The sequence below is a fragment of the Gammaproteobacteria bacterium genome (assembly GCA_011375345.1).
Taxonomy (GTDB): domain Bacteria; phylum Pseudomonadota; class Gammaproteobacteria; order DRLM01; family DRLM01; genus DRLM01.
Genome location: DRLM01000111.1, coordinates 1 through 16,026, shown reverse-complemented (window position 1 = coordinate 16,026; position 16,026 = coordinate 1). Strand labels below are relative to the sequence as shown.

The window sequence follows — 16,026 nt, the reverse complement described above, 5'->3', positions numbered from 1 at the left end:
AGCCTGGTCACCGCCGACCTCTACGAAGGCACCCGCCAGGCGAGCATCGACGATGTGGGCGGCATTTTGGAACTCATCGAACCCCTGGAACAGGCCGGGGTGCTGGTACCCCGTTCCCGCGAACGTCTGGAAACGAACATCGGCCACTACACAGTGGTGGACCGGGACGGTTTGATCGTCGCCTGCGCGGCCCTGTTGCCGTTCGAAAAAAAGAAAGCGGGGGAAATCGCCTGCTTCGCCGTGCACCCGGACTACCGCGGCAGCGGCTACGGCACCGCCTTGCTGGAACACCTGGAACAGCGGGCGCGGCGCCTGGGGTTGAGCCGGCTCTTTTTGCTCACCACCCGCACCAGCCACTGGTTCATGGAACGGGGCTTCAGCCCGGCCGGACTCACAGCCCTGCCGGTGGCCCGGCGGCGGCTGTACAACTACCAGCGCAACGCCAAGATTTACGTCAAAGCGTTTTGATCCGCACCGGCCGCCACGGAGGCAAAGCGCTGCGCACGCGGGCCCCTGGCTACATTGGAGAGCGCCTCAGCATCCAGGCCCGCTTACTTGCCCGCCCGGATCAGCCCCCCCAAGCCGGCCTGTTCCAATACCTCCGCCAGGCGTTCGCGCACCGCCTGGGTGTTTTCCATGGCCATGGCCTCCCGGCAGATCTCCCGCGCCTGGTCGGCGCTGAAGTTGCGCACCGCCCATTTGACCCAGGGCAGGCTGGCCACGCTCATGCTGAGGCTGTCCACGCCCATACCCAGCAGGACGGGGGTGGCCATGGGATCTCCCGCCAGCTCCCCGCACACGCTCACCGGGCGCCCGTGCCGGTGTCCCGCCGCCACCACCTGGGCGATGGCCTGCAACACGGCCGGGTGGAGGGCGTCGTACAACTCCGCCACCCGCGAGTTGTTCCGGTCCACCGCCAGCATGTATTGGGTAAGATCGTTGGAACCCACGGACAAAAAGTCCACCCGCCGGGCCAGGATATCGGCCTGATACACCGCCGCCGGCACTTCCACCATCACCCCGACTTCAGGCAGGGCCAGATCCTCGCCGGCCTCCACCAGCTCCTGATGGGCGCGCCGCAGCAGAACCACAGCCTCGTCCACCTCGGACACCCGGCTGATCATGGGCAGCAGCAGGCGCAGATTGCCCAGGCCCTTGTTGGCCCGCAACATGGCCCGCACCTGGACCAGGAAGATTTCCGGGTGATCCAGGGTAATGCGGATGCCGCGCCAGCCCAAAAAGGGGTTGTCCTCGGTGATGGGAAAATAGGCCAGGGGCTTGTCACCCCCCACATCCAGGGTGCGCAGCACCACCGGCCGGGGGGCGAAGGCCTCCAGCACCTGGCGGTAAATCAGCCGCTGTTCTTCCTCGCTGGGAAAACGGTCGCGCACCATGAAAGGGAATTCGGTGCGGTACAGGCCAATGCCCTCGGCACCGCTGCTCAAAGAAGGGGTGATGTCGGACACCAGACCGGTATTGACGTGCAGAATCACCCGCCGGCCGTCGCGGGTCTCGGCGGCCAGGTCGCGCAGGTCTTCCAGCCCCGCCGCCAGCTCGGCCTCTTCCAGGGCCAGGCGTTCGTATTCGGCCCGCACCGCCAGGGAGGGGTTGACGTAGGCCCGGCCCCGGTAACCGTCCACAACCATGTGGCAGCCTTCCATCCGCCCCGGCGCCAGATCCGCCACCCCCACCACAGCGGGCACCCCCATGGCGCGGGCCAGAATGGCCACATGGGAGGAGCGGGAACCGCGGGCGGAAATCACCCCCGCCAGCCGTTCCCGCGGCACCTCCGCCAGCATGGTGGCGGTGATTTCCTCACCCACAAGAATGGTGCGCTCGGGATAGGGTGGCGGTTTGCGCCGACCGCTGCGTTGCAGGCACAGCAGGATGCGGCGGCCCAGGTCGCGGATGTCCTCGGCCCGCTCGCGCAGATAGGGGTCGTCCATTTCCTCGAACACGCGGGCCTGCTGGCTCACCGTCTCCCGCAGGGCGCCTGAGGCCCAGTTGCCGGCGCGGATACGCTCCAGCGTCTTGTCCACCAGGCTGCCACTGCCCAACATCATGGAATAGGCCTCGAACAGGGCCCGTTCCTCGGTACTGAGATGGGCACCCAGGCGTTCGCCCAGGGCCTCGATTTCTGCCTGCACGGTGGCCACGGCGGTTTTGAAAGTCACCGCCTCAGCCTCGGTATCGGCCACTTGCCGGTCGGGCACCGCCTCCAGGCGTGCCGGCGGGTACATGACCATGCCGGTGCCCAGGCCGACACCAGGAGCCCCCGGCACACCGGTGAGAACAAGGCCTCCAAAGCCATAACCGGGCTGGACCTCCGCCAGGCTCCCGCTGGCCTCGGCGTGGGCGATCACGCCGGCCAGCTGCGCCGCCATGGTGACCAGAAAAGCCACTTCCTCGTCACCGAAACAGCGCGCCTCCCCCTGCCGCACCACCAGCACCCCCAACACCTTGCGATGATGAACAATGGGCACCCCGAGAAAGCCGTGATAACGCGCTTCGCCGGTTTCCGCCACAAAGCGGTATTGGGCGTGGTCCGGGGCATTGGCGAGATTGAGGGGCTCGGCGGTGTCAGCCACCACGCTCACCAGGCCGTCGCCCATGCGGAAACTCACCCGCCCCACGGCGCTGGGATTCAAACCGTCAGTGGCCATCAGCGCATATTGGCGGCGATGATAATTCGCCAGGTACACCGAGCAGACATCCACCGCCATGGCCTGCTTGACGCGCTGGACAATCACACCCAAGGCCTGCTCCAGGTCACGCGCGTCGGACACTTCCTGAACAATCCGGCGAAGAACTTCGAGCACGGCGGACTCCGGGAGAATTAACAGCGCTGTGGGCGGGAAGTGACTTCCGGGCAGACGGCCGGGCTGGCGGCGGGAAGCAGGGGAGCCAGTTCCGTCAAGGCCCGCTGATAGACCTCGCGCTTGAAGGACACCACATGCCCCAGGGGGTACCAGTAGTTCACCCAGCGCCAGTGATCGAATTCGGGCTGGTCGGTGAAATCCAGGCAGACCTGCTCGTCGCGGCCGAGGAACTGAAGCAAAAACCAGATTTGCTTCTGGCCGATGCACAGCGGTTTTTCATGCCGGCGCATCAACCGCCGGGGCAGGCGGTAACGCAGCCAGCCGCGGGTGGCGCCCATCACCTGCACCTCCGCGGCCCCCAGACCCAGCTCCTCTTCCAGCTCCCGGTACATGGCTTCCTCGGGCGTCTCCTCGCGGCGTATTCCCCCTTGGGGGAACTGCCAGGCATCCTGGCCCACGCGCCGGGCCCACAACAGGCGGCCCTGCGCGTTGCTCAGAATAATGCCCACGTTGGGGCGATATCCGTCGGAATCAATCACTTAACACCGGCTGGTCACATATTCCGGAAGCAATTCTTTATCATAATATGGCATTTTTCCACAAATGACATGGCAATTTGGAAAAAGACCGGGCTTTCCCGTAATCACCGCGGCCCTCCCAGGAACTTGAGAGCAACGACGAACCATCATGACTTTAGCGATATTTGATCTCGATAACACCCTGTTGGGCGGCGATAGCGACGCCCGCTGGGGCGAATTCCTCGTTGAACAGGGCCTGGTGGATGCCCGTTCCTACGGGCGCGAAAACCAGCGTTTCTATCGGGAATACTGCGACGGCACTTTGGACATCCACGAATTTCTCGCCTTTGCCCTGCGGCCCCTGGCGGAAATCGAGCCGGACCGGCTGCTCTCTTTGCGGGAACGCTACATGGAAGAGAAAATCGTCCCCATCATGCTGCCCAGGGCGCACGAGCTGCTGGAGAAGCACCGCCGCGCCGGGCACGAACTGCTGATCATCACCGCCACCAACCGCTTCGTCACCGCGCCCATAGCCCAGGCCTACGGCGTCGAGAACCTGCTGGCCACCGATCCGGAAATGAAAAACGGGCGCTACACCGGCCGGGTCGCGGGCACTCCTTGTTTTCAAGGGGGAAAAGTCAGCCGCCTGAAGACATGGCTGCGGGGGCGCGGCGCAAACCTGGCCGGCAGCTGGTTCTACAGCGATTCCCACAATGACCTGCCGTTGCTGGAGCAGGTGGAACACCCCGTGGCCGTGGACCCCGATGACACCCTGCGCAAACACGCCGGGCTGAAGGGCTGGCCGGTGATCAGTCTGCGGGATGACGAGCGCAGCGGCCACCATCATCCCGCCCGCCGGTAAGATACGCGGGTTGGCACCCTTCGCGCTCCGGGCGCTTGTTCCCGCTCAGCTACCGGAAGGCGTCCTTGTTCATGGCCCGCATGGCCGCGTCCTGCCGGCTCACCACACCTTTTTTCACCAGCTCCAGCAGACACTGATCCAAGGTCTGCATGCCTACACTGTGGCCGGTCTGGATGGCGGAATACATCTGCGGCACTTTGTTTTCGCGGATCAGGTTGCGAATGGCGGGCGTGCCGATCATGATTTCATGGGCCGCCACCCGGCCGCCGCCAATCTTTTTCAACAGGGTCTGGGATATCACTGCGCGCAGCGATTCAGACAACATGGAACGCACCATTTCTTTTTCGGCGGCGGGGAACACGTCAATGATACGGTCAATGGTTTTGGCCGCCGAGTTGGTGTGCAGGGTGCCAAACACCAGGTGGCCGGTTTCCGCTGCGGTCAGGGCCAGGCGAATGGTCTCCGGATCACGCATCTCACCGACCAGGATCACATCCGGATCTTCACGCAGGGCGGAACGCAGCGCCTCGCTGAAGCCTAGGGTGTCGCGGTGCACTTCGCGCTGGTTGAGCAGACATTTTTTGCTGGTGTGCACAAATTCAATGGGATCTTCGATAGTGAGAATATGGCCGTATTCGCTGTTGTTCTTGTAATCAATCATGGCCGCCAGGGTGGTGGATTTGCCGGAGCCGGTGGGTCCCGTCACCAAAACCAGACCGCGGGGGTTGTCGGAAATGTCCTTGAATACGTCGGGACAACCCAGTTCCTCCAGCGTCAGGATGTTGGACGGGATGGTCCGGAACACGCCGCCCACACCGCGGTTGTGATTAAAAGCATTAACACGAAAGCGGGCCAGGCCGGGGATCTCGAAGGAAAAATCGGTTTCCAGAAACTCCTCAAAATCCTTGCGCTGCTTGTCGTTCATGATGTCGTAGAGCATCGAATGCACCGCTTTGTCTTCCAAGGGCGGCACATTGATGCGGCGCACATCGCCGTCCACCCGGATCATGGGCGGCAATCCGGCCGATAAATGCAGATCAGACGCGGCGTTTTTGACACTGAAAGCTAACAGCTCGGCGATATCCATGACTCCTCCCAAGAGCTTGGCTTCGACGGCGGGGACGATGCCCCTGTTCGACACTTGGTTTCCTTAGCGGCGGCGTGCTTGGGTTCTTGATACCATAGCCACGGCAACCCGAATGACCGGCTCACCCATGACGCGGGAACGCAGCGAACAAGACCTTACCACAAGCCCTATTGCCGCGCGCCTGAAGGCCGTGCGCCAACGCATTCACAGCGCCGCGCAGCGTGCCGGACGCGCCCCCGGCGACGTGACGCTGGTGGCGGTGAGCAAAACCCAGCCCCTTACCGCCCTTGAATGCGCCCTGGCGGCCGGGCAAACGCGTTTCGGTGAAAGCTACGTGCAAGAGGCAGTAAAAAAAATCACTGCGTTGGGACGGGATGCGGTCGAATGGCATTTCGTCGGGGTATTGCAGGCCAACAAAACCCGCGCCGTCGCCGCCCATTTTCACTGGGTGCACAGCGTGGACCGGCTCAAAACCGCCCGCCGCCTCAACGACCAGCGGCCCGCGGAACTGCCCCCCCTGAACGTGTGCCTGCAGGTGAACATCGGCGGCGAATCGCAAAAAGCCGGCATCGGGCCGGCGGAACTGGCCGGACTGGCGGCCGCTGTGGACGAAGAACTGCCCCGCTTGCGCCTGCGGGGACTGATGGCGCTCCCCCCGCGCACAAGCAATCCGGACGCGCAACGGGAACATTTCCGCCGGGTGCGGCACCTGCAGGAACAGCTCATTGCCCGGGGCCACCCCTTGGACACCTTGTCCATGGGCATGTCCGGCGACCTGGAAAGCGCCATCACCGAAGGCGCCACCCTGATCCGCCTTGGCACCGCCGTCTTTGGGGCCCGGCCTGGCGGGCGAACACCAACGGGTAGACCACATGTTTGAACTGGCAAGCTAGTAAGCACCCCCCGGCAAAGCCGGGGGATTTCCCACTATTGGAGGGTATCGGATGTTTTGACCTGCCCTCCTCAATGTGGCTACGTGTCAGGAGATATCTCCCATCCCCCAACATAATCCACGTGCGTCGAGGTGGGGCAGGTCAAAACATCATCTCCAACAAATCACCAGTTACGCCCAAAACAAGCAGAGCAATGCGGGGAGATCTCCGGCCTCCCTGATCGCCCCTTTAGCTGTTCTCTCTTAAAACGCCCCATTGACTGAGCACTATTTGTGTATCCCGCCTGTCGTCGTATTTTACATCCATGGTAGTTTTTGCTTGACAAAAAAAACTAATCAGTTGAATTAAAAGAACTGATTGGTTTTGGCATTTTTTTTGCCTTTACCACTATAGGTCTTACGGATATAAGGTTTTTGCCTTGCCCAGGGAGTTCGGTTTTTGCAAGGCGCCTTTCCAGAAGGATCGCCAAGGCATCCGGAAAACCGAGACGAATAACAACCTCACTACAATTTCAAAGACGGAGGTCTTGACTATGTATCCTCGATTCGGGGCATCTTTGCGGACGGCGGCGTTGGCCGTTGTACCACTACTGGCGTTGGGTCTGGCGCCGCCGGCATCAGGCAGTGCCATCATCCAATATGGGAATACGGTTTTGGGCGTCAACAACGAAGGTCATCTCAATGTCTCTGGCATCGGGCCCGAAGGCCCCGCCGGTTATGGCGTGTGGCGCATCGGTGTGGGCGATGCGACCTACCCCGGGTGCCTGTGCGAGGGCTGGGGCGTGGCCGTCACCCGCGCGAGCGGTTCGCGGGAAGCGGCGTGGGGCAGTGTGGCCAACGGCGGTATTGGGGGGATCAGCGGCGGGACTTTTGGTTCCACGGCGTTTTCGGCCACCTCCGAGGTGGGTATGAGCGGGGCGCCGGTGACCATCACCCATGCATACGGTCCTTCTTTGGCGATGGACGTGTTCCAGGCCCAGGTGACCGTGACCAACACTTCCGCCACGGAAACCCTCACGGATCTGGTCTACCGGCGCGCCATGGACTGGGACGTGCCACCGACAGAGTTTGACGAATTCGTCACCCACGGCGGCGTGGAAGACAATCTGGAGGCCAATGGCGGCAATGTGCGATTCGCTTCCGACAACGGCTTTGCCTTGGTAGATCCCCGCTCGGGTCCCACCTGGATCGATCCTTCCACGGTGAATACCGATTTCATCGACAATGGCCCCAACGACCACGGCTCGGTGTTTGATTTTGCGTTTGGTGATCTGGCACCGGGTGAGAGCAGAATCTTCAACATTTTTTATGGCAGTGCACCGACCCAGGACAGCGCGTTGAACGCCATCAACATACTGGGTGCGGATGTGTATTCTTTGGGCCAGTCCAATGTGGATGGGCTTGACTGGTGTTCCAACTGCTCGCCGGACATGCTGGCCACCGGCGGCGACTTTGTTGACGAAACCGGAGGGGGTTTTCTTCCTTCTTCGGGTGGCGCTCCTTCGCCATCTGTTGATGTAAACCCCCTGGGTGCACCGGCCACCTTCCTGTTCGCCTTCGGCGGTGTGGGCGGTATCGAGCCTGGTGAGACCCCGGATGTGCCGGTGCTGCCTTTCGTGCCGGCACCAGGCCAGTTCGAGTTCCCCGCACCCACACCGCGCCGGTGGTTCGATCCGCCTTTCGTGGATGGTTTCACCTACACTTTGGAAGGCACCGATCCGACCCTGGCGTTCACGGAAGTGGAAGTGCCGCCACTGAGCTTTGGCTTTGGTCCCTTGGATTTGCTCGTGCCATCCTGCGGTGGCGTGGTGGCGACCCTGGCGCCTGGGACCAGTTTCGACTTCCTGGCAGCAGGTTGTACCGGTGTGACCACCTTCTCCCTGTTGGGTATCAGTCCGGAATTGGATGCGGCGGCGCCGGGATTCTCCACCGCCTTCCCGACCTTCCTGGACTGGACCGGCACCGCGACCAAGCTGCTGATGACCGGCCTCACCACCACCGGCGGCACGGTCACTGTGCCCGAACCGGGGATGGTGGCCTTGCTGGGCATCGGTATGGCCGGCTTGGCGCTGAGTCGCCGCCGGCGCAGATTGCTGGTGGCCTGACCGCACAGCCGGGAGTCTGTCCTTGTCTGCAAACCCTCACCGGCTTGTTGTCCGGTGAGGGTTTGTTTTTGGGGCTATACTATTTCACCCTCGGCTATACTGGGTGCCATTCGATCAGCACATAAGGGCATTCCATTCCATGAAATTTTTCCTCACTTTTCTGGGCATCGCTTTGGCGAATGCCCTGACGATAAATTCCGTTTCCGCGGCCGATGCCGACGGGCAGTTCGCCATCAAAGGCGTGGGCAACGCAACGTGCAGGCAATATCTGGCGGAAACCAGCAAGTCTTCCCCCAACTCGTTTTTGTTCGCCGGGTGGTTGAACGGCTATCTCACAGCGCAGAACCAACACCTCAAGAACACCTTCGATGTGACTTCCTGGGAGACGATCAACACTCTGGCCAATTTTCTCGGGGCTTATTGCCAGAACAACCTCGACCGCAGCTTTTACCTGGCGGCGGCAACCATGTTGAACGCCTTGTATGATCAACACGTTCCGGCTTTGTCCAAGGTCCTGACCGTTGGGAAAGGCCGCCAACAGGTTCGCGTTTATGAAGAAGTGTTGAGACGGGCGCAAAACAAGCTGGCAGAGCTGGGATACTTGAAAGGAAAAGCCGACGGGCGCTTTGGGCCGGGCACCAGAGCGGCGATTCTGGCCTACCAGAAGAAGCTCAAGCTGGAAGAAACAGGAGTGCCTGACCAGGCAACCCTGTTCAAGCTGTTGCGCCAGGGTGCGAAGTAGCCGGTCGTGTTTTCCGGGCAGACCGGTTCAGGCCAGCCGCAGCACTTCGCGGGCCGTGAGGCTGGTGCGTCGGGCCAGTTCCCCGGCTTTCTGGCCACGGACTTCAGCGAGGACAGCCAGGATCTGAGGTAGGTACTCGGGACTGTTGCGCCCGCCCCGGTGAGAGGCGGGGGGGAGATCGGGGGCGTCGGTTTCCAGCACGATGCTGTCCGCGGGCAGGGCCCGGGCCAGGCGGCGCAGCCGGGTGGCCCGCGCGGAGGTGAGCATCCCGCCGAAGCCCAGCTTGAAGCCCAGTTCCAGGTAGCGTGCCGCCTGCTCCAGGCTGCCGTTGAAGGCGTGGCATATGCCACCGGGCACGGGATGGCGGTTCAGGCTGGCCAGCACCGCGTCGTGCGCTTTGCGCACGTGCAGCAGCACCGGCAGCCCGGCGGCCCGGGCGAGGTCGAGCTGGGCCTCGAAGAGGGTCTGCTGGGCCTTTCGGTCTGCGCCTTTGGCAAAATAGTCCAGACCGATTTCCCCCACGGCGACGGGTCGGGCCGCGGCGATGCGCGCCGCCAGCTCATCAAGGTGTTCGCGCCGGTGCCGGGCCAGGTAAAGGGGGTGCAGGCCCAGCGCCGGGTGCAGGCCGCTTTCTTGCGCACATAAGTGGAGCAGGCGGTCGAAATGGGCGGCCGTGACGCCGGGGACCACGATGTCGCTCACGCCCCTCTGCCGGCAGCGGGCGAGGACGTCCCGGCGGTCGGCGTCGAAGGCGGGATGGTCCAGGTGGCAGTGGGTGTCGATCAGCGTCATGGCGCTTCCCCCTCGCGCAGGGCGAAGGACAGCGCCAGGCCCGGCGCGTCGTCCAGGCAAAACACGCTGTGCCAGGTGCACTGCGCGACGCTGTGCTGGGGCAGCAACAGGAGGTCGCCAGGGTAGAGGATATAGCCGTGGCCGCGGTCCAGCAGTTGGCGGGTGAAGCCGGGGCAGCGATTGAGCAGCCCTTCCAGGGGATCGTTGTCTGCCTCATCCAGCCACCGGGCCAGCCCGTGGGGGTTGGTGGCCCGCTGCCGGAGCAGGCGGCGGGCTGCTTTGGAAAGATCCCCTTCCCACGCGGTTTCGTCAGCGTTTTGGACAAAGTGCCGGATTTCGCTTACCAGGCGCATTTTGGGCAGGGCCAGCCAGCCGGTGCGGCCGTGCAACTGCGCAAAGACCACGCCGAGATGGCCCCGCTCCACGTCCTGGTGAAACTGGGCGCCACCGTTGGGGGCATTGCAATAGACGATGCGTTCCACATAGGCCGGTGGTTTGAGACCCAGGATCTTTTCAAGGAAGCGGCGCAGCCCCGCGTTGGCACTGACGACGGCCGACTCGGGGAACACCGCCTCACACAAATCGGCGGCACAGCCCTGGCGGCGCGGGTCCGCCGCCACGTCTTCGTAACCCGCCAGACCGAAGGAAAACCGAAAGCGCAAGGAGGCATCATCCTCCTCAAATGACAGCCAGGACACCTTGAGCCACAGGTTTTCCCCCACCACCTCACCGGCGGCGACGGCGTCGAAGGCCAGGGTTTCGATCTCCTGCTCGTCACCTTCATCCTCGCTGGCGCCCAGCACGTCGAATTGCCTCTGAAGGCGGCGGCAGTAGGCCGCCTGGCCCAGCAGGGCGCTGGGTGGCTGACCTTCCAATATTTGTTCTACCAACCGCAGCGACGAGTCGATCGAAGAGCGATGCTCGGTGATGGCGGCTGCCGCCATGCCGGGGAGGACAATGGCCTCGGCCTGGTGCCAGGCCCGGCGCAGGGCGGTGGGGGCAGTCAGCGCGGCGTGGTGACGGGGCTGCACCCAGGCCAGGGCGGTGCCGCGCCGCACCAGGGGCAGGGCAAGGCCGTCGCCGGCCAGTACTGCCGCTTCATGGGCGGTGCGGTCGGCGTCCGTGAGCCAGGCAAGACCGTTGCGACGCTGCGGCGGATCGCCGCTCTTGGCGGGGTGAGTCATCCGGGAAACGCAAAGACCACTGTTGTCAGGCGCCCAACTATACGCCAATTTGGCTTAAGGGTGCCTCCAACAGGCCGTTGAAAAGGCTCATCGGATCTTTTTCAAGGCGTCGATCCGGCACCTGTCCGGGCCCGGTCACATAAAATCAATCACTTGCACGATTGTTTTGCGGCCGGGACCTCCCTCAAGGCTGTTTTTCAGCAACCCGCCACTATTTTAAGTCGGCGGTCAAACAGCTCGTCCTGAGCTGTTTGATGGTCACCCGCAAAATCCGCTTGCCATTTGGCGACATGGCGGATAATTCACGGGCTCGCTGTGGCTGGCACCTATGGCGGCACGTCCCGGTGCCGCGACATTACCCCGACAACTTTGGCTGCCGGGTTGGTAGCGCGGCCAAGCTGCTGACGGTAAGGCGCAAACAAGGAAAGAAGCACAGTTCACCGGGAATGAATCGGCCAAGAGCTTGTTTTTCGAGACCGCCAGCGCGTTCCCGGCGGCTCAAGTGACCGCAGGTTCGGCGACACAGTTGCGCCCGCGGCGCTTGGCATTGTAGAGGGCCTTGTCGGCGCGGGCGATGAAGGCGCTTATATCGTCCCGCTCGCCCAACTCGGTGTAGCCCAGGCTGATGGTGGTATGCAGCAGGATATCGTCGTATTTCACCGGCGTGTGGGCGATATGATGGCGCAAACGTTCGGCCACCTCCCGGGCGATGGCGCAGCCGGTGTTGGGCAGAACCACGAGAAATTCCTCTCCCCCGTAGCGTCCCAGTGCGTCCTTGTGGCGCAACACTGACTTCATCCGGGCAGCCACTTGACGCAACACCCGGTCGCCGGCCTGATGGCCGTGGACATCGTTGATGGCTTTGAAATGGTCCAGGTCCACCATGATGATGGACAGCGGGTGGCGTTGGTCCCGGGCTTCTTTCATTGAGGTCTGGAGTTCATGCAGAATCCGGCCGCGGTTGACGGTTTCGGTGAGCGGGTCAATACTGGCTTGTTTTTTCAAAGAGCGCTGTTGCCTGCGCAGATCAATTATGGATTGTTCCAGGGAGTTGACCTGGGTGAGGTGGTAGGTTTCCATCGCCAAAGACATGTCCAGGGTGGCGATTTTCAGCAAAAAGTCCGTCAGCCGCTGCCGTTCCTCAGGCAGAGTGTCAGTATCGATGTGTCGGTTGATGATGAGCTGGAGCGCACAGTAGGCACAATGATAAAGACTCAGCGGCACACCGACCCGGGCATGGACCAGACCTACGGCGAGGCGGTTGTCGAAATAGGCTTTGGCGGTGAAATCGCTGCCCAGCGAGAGCAGGTATTCGGTCTGGGTTTTTATCAGCCGCTCCCGACGCACCGGATCGCGGAGAAACTGCGTGGCGCCGGGGTCGGTGCCCAATTTGTCGTAGAAGGCGCTGACGATGGCATCGATATGGGGGATGATCACCATCTCTTGCAGGCGTTTCCCCAAAGGGAGATCCGCATCGCCCAGCCCCAGCAGAGCCAGTCTTTCCATGCGTTTTTGGGCGTCGAAACTGAACTGCGAGCACAAATCCATCGCGGATCCTTGTGGTCATCCTGCCTGTTCTGTCGGTCTGTCCAAGGTTTTTATAAAGGTTTTTGTTGCGGGAGGGGCTCTTTTGTGCGCCCATGGGGGGCACCCGCTTCCGCGCCCGGGGCGGCGCGATGGTCTTCCGGCCTTGTGGCCTCACCCGGGCCTTCAGCCCCCCCCACAGAGGCTCGTTTGCAAGTATGAAGCAGTCGTCAGTGCTTTGTATTTTATATTATTTCCGGCTCTGTTACGGGTTCCGGCCCGCCTCCACCAGGAGATTCGCCCATGAGTTCATGCTGCCCCCATTCCCGCTCCGCGGGGCGTTTTTTTTCCTTTTTTGCGGGGCGTTACTGTCGGCGCTTCAAAACCAGAGGCTTTGAGGCCTCGCAGCAACAGTTGCTGGCAGGGCTGGAGGCGGTGGGCTACGAAGGGGCCCGGGTGCTGGAAATCGGTTGTGGGGTGGGCGCTTTGCATCTTGCCTTGCTGGAACGGGGCGCCCGCTCCGCCGTGGGAGTGGATCTGGCCCCCAAAATGATCGAGCTGGCCCGGGCGTGGGCCGCCGAGCGGGGGCTGGCAGCGCGTACCCGCTATTTGGTGGGCGATTTTCTGGATTTGGCGGAGGAAGTGACACCGGCCGATGTCTGCGTGCTGGACAAAGTGGTGTGCTGCTATCCTGACGCGGAAGGCCTGCTTGGTGCTGCGGCGGAAAAAACTCATCGGGTCATGGCCCTGACCTATCCCCGCAACCGCTGGTTCAGCCGTTGGGGGGCGGCGGCCATGGCCGGGGTGCTGCGCCTGTTGGGGTCAGAATTTCGGGCCTATGTCCACCCGCCGGAACGCATCGCAAGCTGCCTGAAGCAGGCCGGATTCAGCATAGGCACCGAAACCCGGACTTTTTTCTGGCTCACCCAAATCTACCACCGCCCTGTTGGTCCACCGGCGGCTTGACCCTCCCCTACAAATGCAGGCCGCACTCGGTTTTGGGTTTGTCCACCCAGCGGCCTGCGCGGTCCGCCCCCGGCAGGGTGCAGTGTTTGCAACCGATGGAGGAGTAGCCTTTGGCCACCAGGGGGTGAAAGGGCAGCTTATGGTCGCGGATGTAGGCCTCCCGCCCGGCTTTGCTCACGTCCACCATAGGGTGAAACTTGATGATGCCGCCGCGCTCTTCGAAGATATTCAAGGTGGCGCGGTGTTCCGTTTCCCAGCGCATCAGGCTGGATACCCAGACCCGGAAGTTTTTCTTCACCTCATCTAAGGGTTCCACTTTGTTTACCGAGCAGCAGAAATCCGGGTCGGATTTGTAAGTCTGGTCTTTTTCGGTGAATTCGTGCTTCCAGTCTTCCGGACGCACATCCACCACTTTCAAATGGTACAGCTCGGTGAGGTAGGCCTTGTATTCCAGAGTCTCGGGAAAATGGAAGCCGGTGTCGATAAAGAAGATGGTCTGCTCCGGCCGCAGGCGGGAAAACAGGTGCAGAAAATAGGCCGAGTTGGCGGCAAAGGAGGAGGTGATCATGACCTCGTCCTGACTGAAGTCCCGGTACAATTCTCGAATGCGGTCTTCCACCGACAGCGCTTCGTATTTTTCATTCAGCTTGTGGATATCCGGGACACTGCCCGCGATGTCGGGGCCGGAGACAGCAGTGATTTTTTCGGCGGTGTTATGCATCGTCAGATCTCGAACTGGGGGCGCCGCGTTTCTGCGCCCATATACGTTCCAGTTTTATACAAGCAAAGTCAAATTACAAATTGTTATATGGATATCCGGGCGGTTTATAAGTTTTCCAGTCCTCCGATGGCGGTATAATCCCGTTCCAGGGCCGACTCCACTCCAGCAAGCGGGATGCTTTTTATGAACCAAAACAAAACATTGTATGAATTTACCGCCGCCTGTTACCTCAGCGACAGGCAAGCCGGGGCACTGGTGGTCATTACATCGAGCGCGGGCAACACCCAGGTCAAGCGGCTTCCGGTGGCCAAGGCCAGCGGCGCCGAAGCGGGCCTCAAGCCCGTTTTCATCGGACTGAGCGAGGACGACAGGGTGGTTCTGCTGGATCCGCAAAGCAAATCCATCCTCCTCGCGCAGGCTTTGCCCGCCGACGCTTTTCCCGCCCACCTCTACACCGATCCCAGCGCCAGCCGCGGCTGGTTCATGAATGACGGCGACAAAGCCAGCGGCAACGATGTGCTCAATTGCGGCGACCTGGGCTCATCGGTAACCGTGGTGGAAAATGTCGATTCGTCCGCGGCCCGGTTTCTTAAAACGATTTGCGTGGGCCGCGGGCACCACCAGTGCCACTTCAGCTGGCCCTCGGAACAGGCCCCGGAGGTGCCCCGCCGCGCCTGGGTGAGCAACCTGAAAGATGGCACGGTGTCCGTGGTCGGCAACGATCCGGCTGATGGCGACAGTTATTTGCAGGTGGTGGCCACCATCAACCTGTGCGAGGCAGACAAAGAAGAGGGGGTGGCCGACAAGCTGCCCAATCAGGCCTTCCCCCACGGGCTGGCCTACTCGCCATGGACCGGCAAGGTATACAACCTCAACAACGGCTACGGCACGGTGGCGGTGATCGATCCCCTGACCCATGCGATTGAACAGCGGGTGCCCTTCAAAGGGCACAGCAACTTGTTTGCCACCCCGGACGGGCGCTATCTCATCGGCCGCGGCGCCGACCGCAAATCCGACCCCCGGCATGTGATCGCCAGATTGTCGGTGATGGACGCCACCACCCTGGAAATCACCGACCAGATCGAGCTGCCGGACATTTATTTGAGCAAGTACTTCTTCAGCCCCGACAGCGCCAAGCTCTATTTCACCGCCGGTGCTTCCGGCAGCACGGAGCAACAAGCCAATTTGAAAACCGACGCTGTGCTGGTCTTTGATCTCGGAGCCCTGCCCAAGCTGGTCCAGAGCCGGGAGTTGCGCCTGGGCGCTCCCAGCGGCACTTTGGATTTCGTCATCGAACAAGGCGTGCCGAGGCTGGTACTGGCTTCCACGGCGGCGGCCGGCACCGTCTCGGTGATCGATGCTGAGCGTGACGAGCTGGTGGATACCCTCTCCCTGGGAGAATCCCGGCCCCACTCCCGCTTGTGGGTGTTGCGGCGGTAGGGGCCTGGACGACGGGCAGTTACCCCTGCTGGAAGAACGCCTGCCCTATTGGCGCGAATTGGACGAGCACCGCCAGCTCGGTGCTGGCCAGCATCCGGGAACAGGGCCGGCTGACCGTCGAGTTGGCGGCGGCCACCAAGCCGCCGGCACCAAACCCCGCCCGGCCCCCGACCGGGGCCGGTCGTCTTCTGGCCTTTGCCCGGACCAGACCCAAGACCTGCCGCTGCCCGGATCGAGTAGGAGGCGGGGTCACCCCCGCCGTCCTCTCACACCACCGGACGTGCGGTTCCGCATCCGGCGGTTCATGAGACACACTGGAGTCGTCGCACCGTATCGAGCAGCGACACCAGCCCCAAACGATCAAAGTAGGCCTT

At 62.2% G+C, this 16,026-nt stretch carries 15 protein-coding genes; 8 read left to right on the top strand and 7 right to left on the bottom strand.

The genetic code is table 11. The features are described from left to right. The coding region (gene argA, locus ENJ19_08160; protein ID HHM05702.1) for an amino-acid N-acetyltransferase at positions 1-468 on the top strand (468 nt) is incomplete at its 5' end. 83 nt (positions 469-551) lie between these two features. On the opposite strand, the gene ptsP is transcribed toward argA, so the two are convergent. Next, a complete protein-coding gene (gene ptsP / locus ENJ19_08155) occupies positions 552-2,819 on the bottom strand; it encodes a phosphoenolpyruvate--protein phosphotransferase (GenBank protein HHM05701.1) in 2,268 nt (755 codons plus the stop codon). Between the two features lie 17 nt (positions 2,820-2,836). Further along, positions 2,837-3,358, bottom strand: a complete 522-nt coding sequence (locus ENJ19_08150; GenBank protein ID HHM05700.1) for an RNA pyrophosphohydrolase — start codon at positions 3,356-3,358, stop codon at positions 2,837-2,839. A 148-nt stretch (positions 3,359-3,506) separates the two neighbouring features. On the opposite strand from ENJ19_08150, the gene ENJ19_08145 reads away from it, so the two are divergent. Next, positions 3,507-4,199 carry an HAD family hydrolase gene (locus tag ENJ19_08145; GenBank protein HHM05699.1) on the top strand — a complete coding sequence of 231 codons (693 nt, stop codon included), beginning with the start codon at positions 3,507-3,509 and terminating at the stop codon, positions 4,197-4,199. A 49-nt stretch (positions 4,200-4,248) separates the two neighbouring features. On the opposite strand, the gene ENJ19_08140 is transcribed toward ENJ19_08145, so the two are convergent. Then, positions 4,249-5,286 (bottom strand): type IV pilus twitching motility protein PilT, encoded by a 1,038-nt coding sequence (locus ENJ19_08140; GenBank protein HHM05698.1) that lies wholly within the window; start codon positions 5,284-5,286, stop codon positions 4,249-4,251. Positions 5,287-5,413: 127 nt separating this feature from the next. On the opposite strand from ENJ19_08140, the gene ENJ19_08135 reads away from it, so the two are divergent. The 3 genes from ENJ19_08135 (at position 5,414) to ENJ19_08125 (ending at position 9,025) form a co-directional block, all read left to right on the top strand. Next, on the top strand, positions 5,414-6,166 hold the full coding sequence (locus tag ENJ19_08135) for a YggS family pyridoxal phosphate-dependent enzyme (protein HHM05697.1): 753 nt from the start codon (positions 5,414-5,416) through the stop codon (positions 6,164-6,166). Positions 6,167-6,711: 545 nt separating this feature from the next. Continuing rightward, positions 6,712-8,283 carry a PEP-CTERM sorting domain-containing protein gene (locus ENJ19_08130; protein HHM05696.1) on the top strand — a complete coding sequence of 524 codons (1,572 nt, stop codon included), beginning with the start codon at positions 6,712-6,714 and terminating at the stop codon, positions 8,281-8,283. 139 nt (positions 8,284-8,422) lie between these two features. Beyond that, positions 8,423-9,025, top strand: a complete 603-nt coding sequence (locus ENJ19_08125) for a hypothetical protein (protein ID HHM05695.1) — start codon at positions 8,423-8,425, stop codon at positions 9,023-9,025. A gap of 27 nt (positions 9,026-9,052) precedes the next feature. Here ENJ19_08125 and ENJ19_08120 read toward each other — a convergent pair whose 3' ends face one another. From ENJ19_08120 to ENJ19_08110, 3 genes are all read right to left on the bottom strand, one after another. Next, positions 9,053-9,817, bottom strand: coding sequence for a TatD family deoxyribonuclease (locus ENJ19_08120; protein HHM05694.1), 765 nt, complete (start codon positions 9,815-9,817; stop codon positions 9,053-9,055). Further along, a complete protein-coding gene (locus tag ENJ19_08115) occupies positions 9,814-11,001 on the bottom strand; it encodes a hypothetical protein (GenBank protein ID HHM05693.1) in 1,188 nt (395 codons plus the stop codon). The genes ENJ19_08120 and ENJ19_08115 overlap by 4 nt, the downstream gene beginning before the upstream one ends. Before the next feature lie 498 nt (positions 11,002-11,499). Then, positions 11,500-12,549 carry a diguanylate cyclase gene (locus ENJ19_08110; GenBank protein HHM05692.1) on the bottom strand — a complete coding sequence of 350 codons (1,050 nt, stop codon included), beginning with the start codon at positions 12,547-12,549 and terminating at the stop codon, positions 11,500-11,502. 279 nt (positions 12,550-12,828) lie between these two features. On the opposite strand from ENJ19_08110, the gene ENJ19_08105 reads away from it, so the two are divergent. Further along, positions 12,829-13,491, top strand: coding sequence for a methyltransferase domain-containing protein (locus ENJ19_08105; GenBank protein ID HHM05691.1), 663 nt, complete (start codon positions 12,829-12,831; stop codon positions 13,489-13,491). Between the two features lie 7 nt (positions 13,492-13,498). On the opposite strand, the gene ENJ19_08100 is transcribed toward ENJ19_08105, so the two are convergent. Continuing rightward, entirely contained in the window at positions 13,499-14,212 is a 714-nt protein-coding gene (locus tag ENJ19_08100; GenBank protein HHM05690.1) for a phosphoadenylyl-sulfate reductase, read from the bottom strand. Between the two features lie 183 nt (positions 14,213-14,395). On the opposite strand from ENJ19_08100, the gene ENJ19_08095 reads away from it, so the two are divergent. Next, positions 14,396-15,652, top strand: coding sequence for a hypothetical protein (locus tag ENJ19_08095; protein HHM05689.1), 1,257 nt, complete (start codon positions 14,396-14,398; stop codon positions 15,650-15,652). 80 nt (positions 15,653-15,732) lie between these two features. Then, positions 15,733-15,960 (top strand): hypothetical protein, encoded by a 228-nt coding sequence (locus ENJ19_08090; protein ID HHM05688.1) that lies wholly within the window; start codon positions 15,733-15,735, stop codon positions 15,958-15,960. Positions 15,961-16,026: the final 66 nt, after the last annotated feature.